12 protein-coding genes and 1 pseudogene are annotated in these 17,786 nt (G+C 67.3%); 12 read left to right on the forward strand and 1 reads right to left on the reverse strand.

Features of this window, described 5'->3' with window-relative positions:
- The first annotated feature begins 1 nt into the window (after position 1).
- From ACIGII_RS09520 to ACIGII_RS09565, 10 genes and pseudogenes are all read left to right on the forward strand, one after another.
- Positions 2–1,192, forward strand: coding sequence for a 1-deoxy-D-xylulose-5-phosphate reductoisomerase (locus ACIGII_RS09520; protein ID WP_399637065.1), 1,191 nt, complete (start codon positions 2–4; stop codon positions 1,190–1,192).
- A 34-nt stretch (positions 1,193–1,226) separates the two neighbouring features.
- Positions 1,227–2,585, forward strand: coding sequence for an RIP metalloprotease RseP (gene rseP / locus ACIGII_RS09525; protein WP_399637068.1), 1,359 nt, complete (start codon positions 1,227–1,229; stop codon positions 2,583–2,585).
- 73 nt (positions 2,586–2,658) lie between these two features.
- A complete protein-coding gene (gene bamA, locus ACIGII_RS09530; RefSeq protein WP_399637070.1) occupies positions 2,659–5,025 on the forward strand; it encodes an outer membrane protein assembly factor BamA in 2,367 nt (788 codons plus the stop codon).
- A gap of 498 nt (positions 5,026–5,523) precedes the next feature.
- Positions 5,524–6,546 (forward strand): UDP-3-O-(3-hydroxymyristoyl)glucosamine N-acyltransferase, encoded by a 1,023-nt coding sequence (gene lpxD / locus ACIGII_RS09535; protein ID WP_399637072.1) that lies wholly within the window; start codon positions 5,524–5,526, stop codon positions 6,544–6,546.
- A complete protein-coding gene (gene fabZ, locus ACIGII_RS09540) occupies positions 6,543–6,998 on the forward strand; it encodes a 3-hydroxyacyl-ACP dehydratase FabZ (protein WP_399637075.1) in 456 nt (151 codons plus the stop codon). Before lpxD ends, fabZ begins: the two co-directional genes overlap by 4 nt.
- On the forward strand, positions 6,995–7,780 hold the full coding sequence (lpxA, locus tag ACIGII_RS09545; protein ID WP_399637078.1) for an acyl-ACP--UDP-N-acetylglucosamine O-acyltransferase: 786 nt from the start codon (positions 6,995–6,997) through the stop codon (positions 7,778–7,780). Before fabZ ends, lpxA begins: the two co-directional genes overlap by 4 nt.
- Positions 7,780–8,949, forward strand: a pseudogene (gene lpxB, locus ACIGII_RS09550) (lipid-A-disaccharide synthase); the annotation flags it as partial. The gene lpxA and the pseudogene lpxB, both read left to right, overlap by 1 nt.
- Positions 8,946–9,608 carry a ribonuclease HII gene (locus ACIGII_RS09555; RefSeq protein ID WP_399637080.1) on the forward strand — a complete coding sequence of 221 codons (663 nt, stop codon included), beginning with the start codon at positions 8,946–8,948 and terminating at the stop codon, positions 9,606–9,608. The pseudogene lpxB and the gene ACIGII_RS09555, both read left to right, overlap by 4 nt.
- Before the next feature lie 555 nt (positions 9,609–10,163).
- Positions 10,164–13,745 (forward strand): DNA polymerase III subunit alpha, encoded by a 3,582-nt coding sequence (gene dnaE / locus ACIGII_RS09560; protein WP_399637082.1) that lies wholly within the window; start codon positions 10,164–10,166, stop codon positions 13,743–13,745.
- Between the two features lie 118 nt (positions 13,746–13,863).
- Complete coding sequence (locus ACIGII_RS09565; protein WP_399637084.1) at positions 13,864–14,823, forward strand: acetyl-CoA carboxylase carboxyltransferase subunit alpha; 960 nt, start codon at positions 13,864–13,866, stop codon at positions 14,821–14,823.
- A gap of 152 nt (positions 14,824–14,975) precedes the next feature.
- On the opposite strand, the gene ACIGII_RS09570 is transcribed toward ACIGII_RS09565, so the two are convergent.
- Entirely contained in the window at positions 14,976–15,431 is a 456-nt protein-coding gene (locus tag ACIGII_RS09570; RefSeq protein ID WP_399637086.1) for a CopD family protein, read from the reverse strand.
- 126 nt (positions 15,432–15,557) lie between these two features.
- On the opposite strand from ACIGII_RS09570, the gene ACIGII_RS09575 reads away from it, so the two are divergent.
- Both ACIGII_RS09575 and ACIGII_RS09580 read left to right on the forward strand, forming a co-directional pair.
- On the forward strand, positions 15,558–16,151 hold the full coding sequence (locus ACIGII_RS09575; RefSeq protein ID WP_399637089.1) for a class I SAM-dependent DNA methyltransferase: 594 nt from the start codon (positions 15,558–15,560) through the stop codon (positions 16,149–16,151).
- A 160-nt stretch (positions 16,152–16,311) separates the two neighbouring features.
- Entirely contained in the window at positions 16,312–17,625 is a 1,314-nt protein-coding gene (locus ACIGII_RS09580; protein ID WP_399637091.1) for a polyhydroxyalkanoate depolymerase, read from the forward strand.
- The last annotated feature ends 161 nt before the right edge of the window (positions 17,626–17,786 follow it).

Raw genomic sequence — 17,786 nt, forward strand, 5'->3', positions numbered from 1 at the left:
CATGACCATCGCTTCCGCCCCCCGCCGGGTTGCCGTCTTCGGTGCCACCGGCTCGATCGGCGCGTCCGCGCTGGACGTGATCGCCCGCCACCCGGACCGCTACCGCGCCACCGTGCTCGCCGCCGGCAGCCAGGTGGAGGCGCTGCTGGCGTTGTGCGTGGCGCATCGCCCGCTGCACGCGGTGATTGCCGATGCGCGCCTTTACGGCACCCTGCGCGATGGCCTGCGCGCGGCCGGCCTGGACACCCAGCCCCATGCCGGCGCCGACGCGCTGGATGCACTGGCCGCCAGCGATGCCTGCGACACCCTGGTCGCCGCCATCGTCGGTGCGGCCGGGCTGTCCTCGACCCTGGCCGCGGCCGATGCCGGCAAGCGCATCCTGCTGGCCAACAAGGAATCGCTGGTGCTGGCCGGGGAACTGCTGACCCGCCGCGCCAGTGCCGCCGGCGCCGAGATCATTCCGATCGACAGCGAGCACAGCGCCATTTTCCAGTGCCTGCGGTCGCGCGATGCCAGCCTGGACCAGGCCGGCGTGCGCCGGATCCTGCTCACCGCCTCGGGCGGCCCGTTCCGCGGGCGGCGTCGGGCGGAGCTGGCCGAGGTCACCCCGGCCCAGGCCGTTGCGCACCCGAAGTGGTCGATGGGCCCGAAGATCTCGGTGGATTCGGCGACGTTGATGAACAAGGGGCTGGAGGTCATCGAGGCCCACCACCTGTTCAACATTCCCGGCGAGCGCATCGAGGTGCTGGTCCACCCGCAGAGCCTGGTGCATTCGCTGGTGGAATTCGTGGACGGCTCCACCCTGGCGCAGCTGGGCCTGCCGGACATGCGCACGACCCTGGCCGTGGGCCTGGGCTGGCCGCAGCGGATTGAATCGGGGGTCGGCGGTCTGGACCTGCTGAGCCAGGGGCGGCTGGATTTCGAGGCGCCCGACACCGAGGCGTTCCCTTGCCTGGCACTGGCCTGGCAGGCGATGGCCGCCGGCGGCACCGCCCCGGCCATCCTCAATGCGGCCAATGAAGTCGCTGTTTCAGCGTTTCTTCAGGGGCGGATCGCTTTCCTAGCCATTCCCGACCTGGTGGCTAACGCCCTTTCAACACTGCCGGCCGCGTCCGCCGATACACTGGAGGGCCTGCTGGATGCCGACCAGCGCGCCCGCCAGATCACCCAAGCCGCCATCGATCCCGCCTGAATGCCCTTCCCGCTCCTTTCCAGCGACCTCCACCATGGGTGAATTCATCGGCTCCGTCTGGTGGATGATCGTCAGCCTTGGCCTGCTGGTGACCTTCCATGAGTTCGGTCACTACTGGGTGGCGCGCCGCTGCGGGGTAAAGGTGCTGCGCTTCTCGGTCGGGTTCGGGCGGCCGTTGTTCATGCGCCGCAACCGCGCCGGCACCGAGTTCGCGCTTGCCGCCATCCCGCTGGGCGGTTACGTGAAGATGCTGGACGAGCGCGAGGTCGAGGTGCACCCGGCCGAGCGCGGGCTGGCCTTCAACCACAAGACCGTCTGGCAGCGCATCGCGATCGTCGCGGCCGGCCCGCTGGCCAACCTGATCCTGTGCGTGGCCCTGCTCTGGGCCATGTTCGTGCTGGGCAAGCAGGACTATTCAGCCACCATCGGCCGGACTACCGGCATGGCCGAGGTGGCCGGGCTGCAGGCCGGCGACCGCATCCTGAGCGTGGACGCGCGCAGCGTGGTGACCGCCAGCCAGGCCGCGATGGCGCTGACCACCGCCGCGATGGACCGCCACGATGCGACGCTGGAGGTGATGGATACGCAGGACCAGGTGCGCACCCGCACCCTGCCCTTGTCGCAGCTGCCGGCCGGTTTCGATGAACGCTGGGTGGCGTCGCTGGCCGGGCTGACCTGGCAGTTCCACCTGCAGCCTGCGCTGGTGGAACAGGTGGTGGCCGATTCGGCCGCCCAGGGCGTGCTGCTGCCTGGCGACCTGATCCTGGCCGTGGACGGCGAGCGCATCGAGGCGGCCGACCAGGTGTCCCCGGCCATCCAGGCGCTGGGCAAGCGCGGCGGCCCCGGCATGGTGGACGTGCTGCGCGGCGGCGAGCGCCTGGCGCTGGAACTCACCCCGCGGCAGGGCAAGGATCCGCGCGGCCAGCCTACCTGGCAGGTCGGCGTGGGCTTCCCGCAGACCAGCGCACCGGCCTACGACACCACGCTGCAGTACGGTCCGCTGGCGGCGATCCCCGCCGCGTTGCGCGAAACCGGGCGCGCGGCCAGCGATTCGCTGGGCATGATGCGCCGCATCGTCACCGGCAATGCCTCGCTGCAGAACGTTTCCGGGCCGGTCACCATCGCCCGGGTGGCCAACCAGACCGCCCAGCGCGGGCTGGATTGGTTCCTCTGGTTCCTGGCGGTCCTGTCGCTGAGCCTGTGCATCATCAACCTGTTGCCCATCCCCATCTTGGACGGCGGGCACCTGCTGTATTACCTTATCGAGTTGGTCAAGGGCAGCCCGCTGAGCGAGCGTGCCATGGCGACCGGCCAATACATCGGCCTTGCCATGCTGGCCGGACTGATGGGACTGGCGTTCTACAACGACATCCTTGGTCTGGTCCCGCGATGAACTTTTACCCTTTTGTCGTCGTCTTATGCGCCGGCATCCTGAAACAACGTATTCGACTCCAACCGGACGTGACATGACGCGACTCCCCAATCGCCGCCTGCTTGCCCTCGCACTCGCCGCCGGTTTCGGCGCGCCCGCCCTGGCCCAGGCAGCCGAGCCCTTCACCGTCAGCGACATCCGTGTCGACGGTCTGCAGCGCATCACCTCCGGTACCGTGTTCACCTACCTGCCGGTGGAACGCGGCGAGACCCTGACCGACAACAAGGTCGGCGAGTCCATCCGCGCCCTGTACAAGACCGGGTTCTTCGAGGACGTGCAGCTGGAGCGCCAGGGCGACATCCTGGTGGTCACGGTCAAGGAGCGCCCGGCGATCAACAAGCTGACGGTCACCGGCAACAAGGACATCAAGAGCGACCAGCTGCTCAAGGGCCTGAGCGACATCGGCCTGAGCGAGGGCGGCACCTTCGATCGCCTGAGCCTGGACCGCGTGACCCAGGAACTCCGCCGCCAGTACAACGACCGCGGCAAGTACAACGTGGAGATCACCCCGACGGTCAGCCCGCTGGACCGCAACCGCGTGGACATCACCATCGCGATCAAGGAAGGCAAGGCCGCCAAGATCCAGCACGTGAACCTGGTCGGGACCGAGAAGTTCGAGTCCGAGGACATCCTCAAGACCTGGGAATCGAAGGAGCACAACTGGGCGTCGTGGTACCGCCGCGATGACCAGTACTCGAAGGAAAAACTGTCCGGCGACCTGGAGAAGCTCAATTCCTGGTACCTGGACCGCGGCTACGTGGACTTCAGCATCGATTCCACGCAGGTGTCGATCAGCCCCGACAAGCGCGACATGTTCATCACCGCCGGCGTGACCGAGGGTGAGCAGTACAAGATTTCCGAGATCAAGGTCACCGGCGACACGATCCTGCCGCAGGAAGACGTGGAGCGCATGCTGATCCAGAAGTCGGGCGATACCTTCTCGCGCGCGCTGCTGGAGTTCAGCTCGGACGCCATCACCAATTCGCTGTCCAACATCGGTTACGCGTTCGCCAAGGTGAACCCGATCCCGACCAGCAACCGCGCCGAGCGCACCGTGGCGATCAACATGCAGGTCGTGCCGGGTCCGCGCGTGGGCGTGCGCCGCATCGTGTTCAAGGGCAATACGCGCACGTCCGACGAAGTGCTGCGCCGTGAAATGCGCCAGTTCGAGAACAGCTGGTACTCGCAGGCGGCGATCGACCGCTCCAAGATCCGCCTGCAGCGCCTGGGTTACTTCGAGTCGGTGGATGTGGAAACGCCGCCGGTCACCGGCAGCAACGACCAGGTCGACGTGGTCTACAACGTGAAGGAAACCACGTCGGGCAGCTTCGTGTTCGGCCTGGGCTACTCGCAGTCCTACGGCATGACCACGTCGGTGCAGCTGTCGCAGAACAACTTCCTGGGCGGCGGCAACCGCGTGTCGGTGGAAGCGTCGCGCAGCAGCTACCTGCAGCGTTACGGCTTCTCCTACACCAACCCGTACTTCACCGACGACGGCGTGTCGCTGGGCTACAACCTGTCCTGGCGCGAGCTGGACTACTCGGACTTCAACACCGCGCAGTACAACAGCACCAACGGTGCGGCGCAGGTGGTGTTCGGCGTGCCGATCACCGAGAACGACACGGTCTCGCTGATGGTGGGCATCGACAGCAACCAGATCACCACCTACCCGGGGGCGACGCCGCAGGCGATCATCGATTACATCGATGCCATCGGCCAGCGTACGTTCCACTCCTGGCGCACCGAGCTGGGCTGGGCGCGCGACACCCGCAACGACTACTTCATGCCCACCCGCGGCATGTACCAGCGCGTGGGCCTGGAAACCACGCTGCCGGGGTCGACGGTCGAGTACTACAAGCTGAACTACCAGGTGTCCAAGTACTGGCCGATCATCCCGTCGCTGGTGATCAACACCCGCGCCGAAGTCGGTTACGGCGATTCCTACGGCAACGACGTCTCGCGCGTGCTCACCAACCCGGACGGCACCACCCGCGTGGTCACCGCCTCGGGCCTGCCGTTCTTCGAGAACTTCTATGCCGGCGGTACCAATTCGGTGCGCGGTTTCGAGGACAACACCCTGGGTCCGCGTTCGGAGCCGACCGCGTCCTACAACCGCGGCCAGCCGCTGGGTGGTTCGCTGAAGACGGTCGGTTCGGTCGAAGCGTATTTCCCGCGCCTGTTCGACAGCCCGTCGGCGCGCGTGTCGGCGTTCTTCGACGTCGGCAACGTGTACAACGGCGTCGACAACTTCAAGGCCAACGAACTGCGCGCCTCGGCCGGTGTCGCCCTGCTCTGGCGCGCCCCGGTCGGCCCGATCTCGATCAGCTACGCCTTCCCGCTCAAGAAGGAAGACGGCGACGAGATCGAGCGTCTCCAGTTCACGTTCGGCGGCCAGTTCTAAGCGCTGGACGCATCAGCAGAAACGCCGGGCATTGCCCGGCGTTTTTTTTTGCCCGTTGGAGCGCGGCGTCATGGCTACGGCCCGTTGCCGAGGGCGCACGGTCTTCGATCGGGTACAGCTCGAGCGTCTGGGGCCCCGCCGCGGCCGGCAGGCCCCTATGCAAATGTCCCCCGGCGGCGGCCTGCGGCCACCCCCTCCTCCTTTACTTTGCCAGGGACCTACCGGCCGCGACGGGGCTCGGCTCGCGGCAAGCGATGGAAAAAGCAGATGTCACGGTGCCGACGCCGGTGGGGCGAGTGCGGGGCCGCCGTGCCCTTGCGGCGAAGTAAAGGAGGAGGGGGCGGCCGCAGGCCGACGCCGGGGGACATTCGCAGGCAAGGGCACGGCGGCCCCGTACTTGCCCCACCGGCAGCCGCGTTCCCCCGGCAAACCGGCGCAGGGCGGCGCAATCCCGGGATCGTGCATGACCGAAGTCACGGCACACGGTAAACTCGCGGCGTGAACACTCCTACCTATACCGCCCAGCAACTCGCCGAGCAGTTTGGCCTGCAGGTCCATGGTGATGGCAGCACCGCCATCCGTGGCGTGGCCACGCTTGCCCATGCCGGCTCCGGCCAGCTGACCTTCCTGGCCAACCCGCGCTACCGGGCCCAGCTGGCCGACAGCCAGGCCGGCATCGTGGTGCTGCGCGCCGACGACGCCGAGGCCGCGCCCGGCACCGCGCTGATCGCCAAGGATCCGTACACCACCTTCGCCAAGATCGCCGCGCTGTTCGACATCGCCCCGACCCGCCCGCCCGGCATCCACCCCAGTGCCGTCATCGATCCCGACGCCCAGGTCGCCGCCAGCGCCCACATCGGGCCGTTCGTCACCATCGGCGCGCGCAGCGTGATCGGCGAGAACTGCATCGTCGGCGCCGGCAGCATCATCGGCGAAGACTGCAGCCTCGACACCGGCTGCGAACTCATCGCCCGCGTCACCCTGGTCACCCGCGTCCGCATCGGCAAGCGCGTGCGCATCCATCCCGGCGCCGTCCTCGGCGCCGACGGCTTCGGCCTGGCCATGGATGCCGGCAGCTGGATCAAAGTGCCCCAGCTGGGCGGCGTACGCATCGGCGACGACTGCGAAATCGGCGCCAACACCTGCGTCGACCGCGGCGCCCTCGAAGATACCGTGCTCGACAACGACGTGCGCCTGGACAACCTGGTCCAGGTCGCCCACAACGTCCAGATCGGCGCCCACTCGGCCATCGCCGGCTGCACCGGCATCGCCGGCAGCGCCAAGATCGGCCGTTACTGCCTGCTCGGCGGCGCCGTCGGCGTCGTCGGCCACCTCGAAATCTGCGACAAGGTGGTCATCACCGGCAAATCCGTGGTGCGCAACTCCATCACCGAACCGGGCGAGTACTCGTCCGGCACCCCATTGACCGACAACCGCACGTGGCGCAAGAACGCCGCGCGCTTCAAGCAGCTCGATGCACTGGCCCGTCGCATCCTGTCTGTAAGCAAGGAGAAGGAATGAGCCACGAACAGAAGCTGCCGGACATCACCGAAATCCAGGCGCTGATCCCGCACCGCTACCCCTTCCTGCTGGTCGACAAGGTCGTCGCGATCGATTACGAAAAGCGCACCATCGTCGCCACCAAGAACGTCAGCATCAACGAACCGTTCTTCCAGGGCCACTTCCCCGGCCAGCCGATCATGCCCGGCGTGCTGATCATCGAAGCCATGGCCCAGGCCGGCGGCGTGCTCACCCAGCTCACCCTGGGCCGCGACGCCCAGTCCAAGCTGTTCTACATGGTCAAGGTCGACAAGGCCCGCTTCAGCAAGCAGGTCGTGCCCGGTGACGTGCTCGAAATGCATGTCGAGATCAAGCGCGTGATCCGCAACATGGCCGTGTACGACTGCATCGCCAAGGTCGACGGCGACGTCGTTGCCTGCGCCGAAGTGCTCTGCGCCGGCACCCGCGAATGAACGCGCCGCTCATCCACCCCACCGCGGTCATCGACCCGTCGGCAAAACTGGCGGCGGATGTGCGTGTCGGTGCGTTCTGCCTGATCGGTGCCGACGTCGAGATCGGCGAAGGCACCGAGGTCGGCCCGCACTGCTCGATCCATGGCCCGACCCGGATCGGCCGCAACAACCGCTTCATCGGCCACGTCGCCGTGGGCGGCGAGCCGCAGGACAAGAAATATGCCGGCGAACGCACCGAACTGGTGATCGGCGACGACAACGTGTTCCGCGAGTTCGTCACCCTCAACCGGGGTACCGGCGGTGGCGGCGGCATCACCACCATCGGCAACGGCAACTGGATGCTGGCCTACACGCATGTGGCGCATGACTGCCACGTAGGCAACCACTGCGTGTTCTCCAACAACACCACCCTGGCCGGCCACGTCAGTGTCGGCGACTACGTGATCATCAGCGGCTTCGCCGGTGCCCACCAGTTCTGCCGTATCGGTGCCCACGCCTTCCTGGGCATGGGCGCGCTGACCAACGGCGACGTGCCGCCGTTCACCATGGTCGGCAGCGACTCGCTGGGCCGCCCGCGCGGCATCAACAGCGAAGGCCTCAAGCGCCGCGGCTTCGACGCCGAACGCATCGCCAGCATCAAGCGCGCTTACCGCACCCTGTACGTGGCCGGCCTGCCGCTGGCCGAAGCCAAAGTGCAGCTCGCCGAACAGGCAGCCCACAGTGCCGACGTCAAGGACATGCTGGACTTCATCGAGCACGCCGAGAGGCCGCTGCTGCGATGAGCGGTCGGCCGCTGCGGATCGCCCTGGTCGCCGGTGAAGCATCCGGCGACCTGCTGGGTGCCGGTCTGGTCCGCGAACTGCAACAGCGTTTTCCCGATGCCGAGTTTGCCGGCATTGGCGGCGACGCCATGCGCAACGCCGGCTGCCAGACCTGGTTCGACGCCAGCGAACTGGCGGTCATGGGGCTGACCGAAGTGCTGCGCCACCTGCCGCGGCTGCTGACGCTGCGCAAGGCGTTCCGCAGCCGCGTGCTGGAATGGCAGCCGGACGTGTTCATCGGCATCGATGCGCCCGACTTCAACCTGGGCGTGGAGCGCTGGCTGAAGGAACGCGGTGTCCGCACCGTGCACTACGTCAGCCCCTCGGTCTGGGCCTGGCGCGAGAAGCGCGCGGAAAAGATCGGCGCCAGCGCCGACCTGGTGCTGTGCCTGTTCCCGATGGAGCCGCCGATCTACGCGCGGCACGGCATCGATGCGCGCTTCGTCGGCCACCCGATGGCCGACGACATCCCGCTGCACAGCGACCGCGAGGCGGCGCGCGTGGCACTGGGCCTGCCGGTCAATGCGAAGGTGCTGGCCGTGCTGCCGGGCAGCCGACTGGGCGAGATCAGCAAGCTGGGCGAAGCCTTCTTCGAGGCAGCCTGGCAGGTGTCGGAACGTATTCCGGGCCTGCACGTGGTGGTCCCGGCGGCCAACCCGGCCTGCCGCCAGCTGATCAACGAACAGCTCTCGCGTTCGGCATTGCCGGTGGCCCATTCGCATGTCCTGGACGGCGAGGCGCGCACGGCGATGATCGCGGCCGACGTGGTGGTGCTGGCCTCGGGCACGGCCACCCTGGAAACCATGCTGGTCAAGCGACCGATGGTGGTGGGCTACCGGGTGGCGGAGTTGACCTACCGCATCGTCAAGGCGCTGGGCCTGATCAAGGTGGATCGTTTCGCGCTGCCCAACATCCTGGCCGGCAAGGACCTGGCCCCGGAACTGATCCAGCACGACTGCGTGCCCGACAAACTGGCCGCTGCGATCCTGCAATGGTTCGACCATCCGCAACGCGGTCTCGACCTCCAGCCGACCTACGAACAACTGCACCTGCAGCTGCGCCAGGACGCCTCGGCGCGCGCGGCCGATGCGGTGGCCGAGCTGCTCTCGCGCCGAGGCGCAGCGGCATGAGCCGCCGCCACGCAGCGGCCGCATCGCTGGCGCTGTTCGACGGCGCGGCGCTGGCCACGGTGGCGCCGCGCTACGTGGCCGGCGTGGACGAGGCCGGCCGCGGCCCGCTGGCCGGCCCGGTCGCGGTGGCGGCGGTAGTGTTCTGCCCCGACCGGCCGCGCCTGAACGGACTGGACGACTCCAAGCAGCTCACCGCGCTGCGCCGCGACCAGCTGTTCGACAGGATCCAGCAGCGGGCGCTGGCCTTCCACGTGGTGATGGTCGACGTGGGCGAGATCGATGCATTCAACATCTACCAGGCCACCCTGCTCGGCATGCGCCGGGCGGTGGAAGCGGTGGCGCACGTGGCGCAGTTCGCGCGCATCGACGGCAACGTGGTGCCCAAGGGCCTCCCCTGCCCGGCCCAGGCGCTGGTCGGCGGCGACGCCCTCGACCGCGCGATCATGGCTGCGTCGATCCTGGCCAAGGTCAGCCGCGACCGCTACATGCTGCAGCTCCACGAGCAGCACCCCGAATACGGTTTCGACCAGCACAAGGGCTACGGCACCCCGGCCCACCTGGCCGCCCTGCGCACCCACGGCCCCTGCCCGCACCACCGCCACAGCTTCGCGCCCGTCCGCGACTGCCTGGCGCCGCCGGTGCACGCCCTGACCGCCTGACGCCCACGAACCCCATACTCCGGACCCGCCGTAGAGCCGGGCTCTGCCCGGCTGCTTCACGCATTTGGGCGAACAGCCCATATGCAACGCTGCCCTTCCTAAGGCGGGTCGGGGCGGGTCCGTGGGGGACGCCGTAAATACATCCTTGTAGGCTTGGTCGCCGCATCCATGCGGCTCACACCCCCACAAACCCGCCCCGACCCACCTTTCGACAGTGTGTCGTTGCCACGGGAAAAGCCGGTGCCGACCATCGTCGGCAAGACCTGCCTCTCCCTTAGCAGCCGACCCTCCGTAAGGGGCGGCGGCGGGGGTAGGGGTACGGGACCTTTCCTTGCAACATGGATGTTGCAAGAGAGCCTCCAGGGATGGATTCACGGCGTGTCCCGTACCCCTGCCCCCGCCGCCGCCCCAGCACGTAGATTCCCCGACGAGGCGCTTTGGCTTCGGCTCTGGCTTCGTCGCTAGTCCGAACGCCCGCCTTAACCCACCGAACTGTCAAGGCTTGTCCGGCTTGCCCCCCGCCGCTACCCTGACCGGGCATTACATTGGCCCGGCATGACCACTTCCCGTTTCGTACATCTGCACGTCCACACCGAATTTTCGCTGGCGGATTCGACCATCCGTGTCCCGGCGAAGCCGGATCAGGCTGACCCGAAAAAGGCCAAGCAGGCCAACCTGCTCAGCCGCGCCGTCGAACTGAACCTGCCCGCGCTGGCAGTGACCGACCTGAACAACCTGTTCGCCCTGGTCAAGTTCTACAAGGCCGCTGAAACCGTCGGCATCAAGCCGATTGCCGGCGCCGACATCATGATCGCCGAAGAGGGCATGACCCCCTGGCGCATGACCCTGCTGTGCCGCGACCGCGAAGGCTACCTCAGCCTCTCACGCCTGCTCACCCGCGCCTGGATGGAAGGCCACCGCCCCGAAGGCGGCGTTGCCGTGCATCCCGACTGGCTCAAGGCCGGCTGCCACAACCTGTTCGCCCTCGCCGGCCGCGACAGCCTCGCCGGGCGCCTGGCCGGCGAAGGGCGCCATGACCTGGCCGAACAGCAGCTCGCCGACTGGCAGCGCGTGTTCGGCGATGGCCTGCACCTGGAACTGACCCGCACCGGCCGCGACGGCGAAGAAGCCTTCAACCAGTTTGCCCTGGTGGCCGCCGGCCAGCGTGGCCTGCCCGTCGTCGCCAGCAACGACGTCCGCTTCCTGCGCCCCGACGACTTCAGCGCCCACGAAGCGCGCGTCTGCATTTCTTCCGGCCGCGTCCTCGACGACCCCAAGCGCCCGCGCGACTACAGCGACCAGCAGTACCTCAAATCGCCCGAGGAAATGTGCGCCCTGTTCGCCGACATTCCCGACGCGATCGACAACACCCTTGCCCTCGCCGAACGCTGCAACATGGAAATGCGGCTCGGCACCTACTTCCTGCCCGACTACCCGGTACCCGACAACGAGACGCTGGACAGCTGGATCTGCAGCGAATCGCGCAAAGGCCTGGACGCGCGCCTGGAAAAGAATCCGCTCGCCGAGGGCAAGACCCGCGAGGATTATGTCGAACGCCTTGAGTTCGAACTTGCCACCATCATCAAGATGGGGTTCCCCGGCTACTTCCTGATCGTGGCCGACTTCATCCAGTGGGGGAAGAGCCAGGGCATCCCGATCGGACCCGGCCGCGGTTCCGGCGCCGGCTCGCTCGTGGCCTGGGCCCTGCAGATCACCGACCTCGACCCGATTCCCTACAACCTGCTGTTCGAGCGGTTCCTCAACCCCGAACGCGTGTCGATGCCCGACTTCGACATCGACTTCTGCATGGACCGCCGCGACGAAGTCATCGACTACGTCGCGCGCAAGTACGGCCGCGAACGCGTCAGCCAGATCATCACCTACGGCACCATGGCCGCCAAGGCCGTCGTGCGCGACTCCGGGCGCGTGCTCGGCTTCCCGTACGGCCTGGTCGACGGCGTCTCCAAGCTCATCCCCAACATCCTGGGCATCTCGCTCAAGGATGCCATGGGCGAAGGCAAGGACTCGGAAATGGCGTCGCCGGAGCTGATCCAGCGCTACCAGAACGAAGACGACGTGCGCGACCTGATCGACCTGGCCCGCCAGCTCGAAGACCTCACCCGCAACGCCGGCAAGCACGCCGGCGGCGTGGTGATCGCGCCCGAACCGCTGGCCGAATTCTGCCCCCTGTTCGCCGAACACGACGAAGGCGGACGCGGCCGCAACCCGGTCACCCAGTTCGACAAGAACGACGTCGAAGAAATCGGCCTGGTGAAGTTCGACTTCCTGGGCCTGCGCACGCTGACCATCATCGACTGGGCGGTGAAGGCGATCAACAAACGCCACGCCCGCGCCGGCATTCCGCCGGTGGACATCACCGCCATTCCGCTCGACGACGCCCCCACCTACAAGGACATCTTCGCCAACGGCAACACCGGCGCCGTGTTCCAGTTCGAATCCTCCGGCATGCGCCGCCTGCTCAAGGACGCGCGCCCCGACCGCTTCGAAGACCTGATCGCCCTGGTCTCGCTGTACCGCCCCGGTCCGATGGACCTGATTCCCTCCTTCAACGCGCGTAAGCACGGCCAGGAAGAAATCATCTACCCCGATCCGCGTACCGAAGCCATCCTGAAAGACACCTACGGCATCATGGTGTACCAGGAGCAGGTCATGCAGATGGCGCAGATCGTCGGCGGCTACTCGCTCGGCGGCGCCGACCTGCTGCGCCGCGCGATGGGCAAGAAGGTGCCGGCCGAAATGGCCAAGCACCGCGAGATCTTCCGCGAAGGTGCCGCCAAGGGCGGCGTCGACGGACCCAAGGCCGACGAAATCTTCGACCTGATGGAAAAGTTCGCCGGCTACGGCTTCAACAAGTCGCACGCCGCTGCCTACGCCCTGGTCAGCTACCAGACCGCCTGGCTCAAGCGCCATTACCCGGCTGAGTTCATGGCGGCCACGCTGTCCTCGGACATGGACAACACCGACAAGGTCGTCGGCTTCCTCGCCGAAGTACGCAACCTCGGCCTGACCGTGCTGCCGCCACGCGTCAACGAATCGGCCTACATGTTCGAAGCCTCCAGCGCAGACACCATCCAGTACGGACTGGGCGCGATCAAAGGCGTCGGCCAGGGCGCATGCGAAGCGGTGGTCGACGAGCGCGTGGCCAAGGGCCGCTACCAGTCGCTGCTCGACTTCTGCATGCGCATCGAGTCCGGCAAGCTCAACCGGCGCACCCTGGAAGCGATGATCAACTGTGGCGCGCTCGATGGCCTTGGCAAGAATCGCGCCTCGCTGATGCTGCAGCTGCCCGAAGTGCTCAAGGCCACCGACCAGATGTCGCGCGAGAAGGCCTCCGGGCAGAACTCGCTGTTCGGCGCACCGGATCCGGTCAGCACCGCCCTGCAGCTGGACCTGCCCGAAGCCAAGGAGTGGCCGCTCGGCCAGCTGCTCGATGGCGAGCGCGAAACGCTGGGCTTCTACCTCAGCGGCCATCCGTTCGACCCGCACGCCGACGACGTCAAGGAACTGGTCGGCACCGACCTGGGCATGCTGGAGAAACTCATCCCGCCGGCCCGTCCCAGCAAGGACGGCGAAAAGCGCGCCTGGCGCCAGGAAACCCCGGTGATCCTGGCCGGGCTGGTGGTCGGCGTGCGCCGCAAGGGCGAGAGCCAGATCTTCATGCAGCTCGAAGACGGCAAGGGCCGGGTCGAGTGCAGCGCCTTCACCGACGGCCTGGCCGAGTTCGGCCACCTGATGACCAAGGACCGCATCCTGGTGGTCAAGGGCGGCCTGCGCGAAGACGAGTTCAACGGCGGCTATGCCCTGCGCATCCGCCAATGCTGGGACTTCGAGGAAATCTGCGCCAATTACGCCACCCGCCTCTCGCTGCGCCTGGACCTGCGCCAGGGCGAGCCGGTCTGGGGCCGGGTCAACGCCCTGCTTGACCGCCACCGTCCCGGCCGCACCCCCCTGCGCCTGGACCTGCTTCTCGGCTCCGAGCAGGGCCCGGTGGCCGGCATGCTCGACGTGGCCGGCGACGTCGCCGTGCGCGTGGACAGCCAGCTGGTGGACGCCCTGCGGGCCGACCCGGCCGTACGCACCCTGAAAGTCCGGTACAGCCCGCCATGGGCGAACTGATTCACGTGCGGCCCGGCCCCCCGCCCGGGCACCCTGACCCGTTCCACCAGACGACCCCGTACGGGGCATTTAGACGCATTCGGCTACACTTTCCCTCTTTTCTTCACGACGGCTTCCGATGAATCCGAACTACCTCGACTTCGAGCAACCCATCGCTGATCTGGAGGCAAAGATCCAGGAGCTGCGCAGCGCAAGCGCCGGCCCGGCGGTCAATGTCGAGGCCGAAGTACGCACCCTGCAGGACAAACTGCGGCTGCGTACCGCCCAGATCTTCCGCAACCTGACCTCGTGGCAGGTGCTGCAGCTGGCCCGGCATCCCTCGCGGCCCTATACCGCCGACTACATCCGGATCATCTGCGACGAATTCCAGGAGCTGGCCGGCGACCGCGCCTTCGCCGACGACAAGGCGATCATGGGGGGCCTGGCCCGCATCGGCGGCCGCTCGGTGATGCTGATCGGTCACCAGAAGGGCCGCGACACCAAGGAAAAGATCAAGCGCAACTTCGGCATGCCCAAGCCGGAGGGCTACCGCAAGGCGCTGCGCCTGATGAAGATGGCCGAACGCTTCGGCCTGCCGGTGCTGACCCTGATCGACACCGCTGGCGCCTGGCCGGGCATCGACGCCGAATCGCGTGGCCAGTCCGAAGCGATCGCGCGCAACCTGATGGAAATGGCCGAACTGAAGGTGCCGGTGATCTGCACCGTGATCGGCGAAGGCGGCTCCGGTGGCGCGCTGGCGCTGGGCGTGGGCGACCGCACCGTGATGCTGGAATACAGCGTGTACTCCACCATCAGCCCGGAAGGCTGCGCCTCGATCCTGTGGAAGGACGCCAGCAAGGCCAAGGACGCGGCCGAACAGCTGGGCCTGACCGCCCCGCGCCTGAAGGGCCTGGGCCTGGTCGACAAGGTCGTACGCGAGCCGACCGGCGGCGCGCACCGCAACCCGAACCAGATGGCCAAGCGCCTGAAGGCCGTGCTGCTCAACGAGCTGGATGCGCTGGAGAAGCTGTCCACCGACGACCTGCTGCAGAAGCGCTACGAGCGCCTGCGCGGGTATGGCGCCTACGAAACGGCCTGATCGGCCGTTGCGGGTGCGGCAACGAAAAACCGGGCCATGCGCCCGGTTTTTTTGTGTCGTTCGGCATTGCGTTGGACACGCATGGCGTGTCCCTACGCCGGCGTGCGATCGCGTAGTGACACGCCATGCGTGTCAACGCGACCCCAACCCGCTCAGAACGGCTTGGCCAGCACCAGCCACACCACCCCGATGAACAACACCAGCGGCAGCTCATTGAACCAGCGCAGCGCGCGCGACGACGGCAGCACCCCGCCCTTCACCGCCCCCTTCAACAGCCGCCCGGTCCACGAGTAATACACCAGCAGCAGCACCACCAGCCCCAGCTTCGCATGCAGCCAGCCCGCCGCGCCCGGCGCGACCATGGTCGGAAAATCGGGAATTACCTTGTAGCCCAACCACAGCACCAGCCCCAGGATCAGCGCGATGCCGAACATCACGTGCCCGAACCGGTACAGGCGCAGGCCCATCAGCTGCAGCCGTTCGATCACCGGCAGCTGGCCAGCGGTTTCGCTCAGGTTGACCAGGATCCGCGGCAGGTAGAACACCGACGCCATCCACGCCACCACGAACACCAGGTGGAAGGTCTTGACCCAATAGTAGGACTGCATGCGCGTGCTCCGGCGGCTGGCGTGGATGTCGTGCATTCTGGCCGATTCGCACCGTCGCCGCATGCGCGACGCTTTGACGCAGCGCGGTACCATGGCGGCCGCTTCCACTCTGCCCACCTTCCCGCCATGTCCAAGACCTACGACCAGGCCTACTTCCAGCGCTGGTACCAGCCCGACCAGACCGGTGGCGCCGCGCGCCTGGCGCGCAAGGTCGCATTGGCCGTGGCCACCGCCGAGTACTACCTGGAGCGGCCGATCCGCAGCGTGCTGGACATCGGCGCCGGTGAAGGCGCGTGGCGCGCGCCGCTGCTCAAACTGCGCCCGCGCGTGCAGTACATGGGTTTCGACAGCAGCGACTATGCGGTGCAGCGCTATGGCCGCAGCCGCAACCTGCACCCGGCCAAGGTCGGCGATTTCGCCTGGCTGCGCCCCTGCGCGCCGGTGGACCTGCTGGTCTGTTCGGACGTGATGCACTACGTGCCCAGCCGCGAACTGCGCCCGGCGCTGGCCGGGTTTGCCGAGCTGACCGCCGGCGTCGCGTTCCTGGAAGCGTTCACCGCCGAAGACGAATTCGAGGGCGACCACGACGGCTTCCAGCCCCGCCCGGCCGCCTGGTACCGCCGCCAGCTGAAGGCCGAAGGCTTCACCGCGCTGGGGTCCCACTGCTGGCTTTCGCCCGCGCTGGCAGGCCACGCCGCCGCCCTCGAGCGCGGCGCGTAAAGCCACGTCCTGCGTGGCTGGCTACGATCCGGCACTGCGGAGCCACGCAGGTCGCGGTTCCACGGGTCTCATTCCGGCGTGATATCCGCCCCATTAACCCATGGGACGATGGCCTGCTGTATGCTGCGCGGCAACATAAGACCATACATATTCGGACGTCATGCTTTACCAACTGCATGAATTGACCCGCAACATGCTCGCCCCGTGGGTGCACCAGGCCCAGGCGAATGCGAAGTTCTTCGCCAACCAGGGCCACTGGTGGTCGCAGATGCCCGGCGCCGACCGCCTGGCCGCGGTGAACGAGCTGTTCCACCGCATCGGCAAGGATTACGAGAAGCCCGAGTGGGGCATCAACGAAATCGAGGTCGACGGCGAGCGCGTGCCGATCGTGGTCCACGAAGAGGTCAGCAAGCCGTTCTGCAAGCTGCTGCGCTTCAAGCGTCACAGCAACGAAGCCGACCAGCTCAACACCATGCTCAACCAGCCGTTCGTGCTGGTGGTGGCGCCCTTGTCCGGCCACCACGCCACGCTGCTGCGCGACACCGTACGCACCCTGCTGCGCGACCACCGCGTGTATGTCACCGACTGGGTGGACGCGCGCATGGTGCCCGGCAGCGAGGGCGAGTTCAGCCTGGACGACTACATCGCCTACGTGCAGGAATTCATCCGCCACCTCGGTGCCGAGAAGCTGCACGTGGTCAGCGTCTGCCAGCCGACCGTGCCGGTGCTGGCGGCCGTATCGCTGATGGCCAGCCGTGGTGAACCCACGCCGCGTTCGCTGGTGATGATGGGCGGCCCGATCGATGCGCGCTGCAGTCCCACCGCGGTGAACAACCTGGCCACGCAGAACCCGCTGTCGTGGTTCGAGAACAACGTCATCCACACCGTGCCGCCGGGCTATCCGGGCGCCGGTCGCCGCGTGTATCCGGGCTTCCTGCAGCACGCCGGCTTCCTGTCGATGAATCCCAGCCGTCATTTCAGTTCGCACTGGGACTTCTATGCCGACCTGGTGAAGGGCGACATGGAAGATGCCGACGCGCACCGCCGCTTCTACGACGAATACAACGCGGTGCTGGACATGCCGGCGCGTTACTACCTCGATACCATCCGCGTGGTGTTCCAGGAGTTCCTGCTGCCGCGCGGCGAGTGGTACGTGCAGGGCGAGCGCGTCGACCCGGGCGCGATCACCGGTACCGCGCTGCTGAGCATCGAAGGCGAGCTGGACGACATCGCCGGCCTCGGCCAGACCGAAGCGGCGCAGGAACTGTGCACCGGCATTCCGGCCGAACGCCGTGAGCATTTCATCGTCGAAGGCGCCGGCCATTACGGCATCTTCAGCGGCCGCCGCTGGCGCGAGACCGTGTACCCGAAGGTGCGCGATTTCTTCGCCGCCAATGCCCAGGCCGCGGCGAAGCCGAAGAAGGCCGCCAAGGCCGCCAGCAACGTCACCCCGATCCGCAAGAAGGCCGGTTGACCGCCGTATCGACCCACGGTCGATACCTACCCGCCAGCTCCCGACCGTTGGTCGTGACCCGCGATGCCCCCCGGTAGGTCACGACCGTTGGTCGTGACCCGCGATACCCCCCCGGTACGTCACGACCGTTGGTCGTGACCCGCGATGCCCCCCGGTAGGTC

The organism is Stenotrophomonas sp. NPDC077420 (assembly GCF_044543385.1).
Lineage (GTDB): Bacteria > Pseudomonadota > Gammaproteobacteria > Xanthomonadales > Xanthomonadaceae > Stenotrophomonas.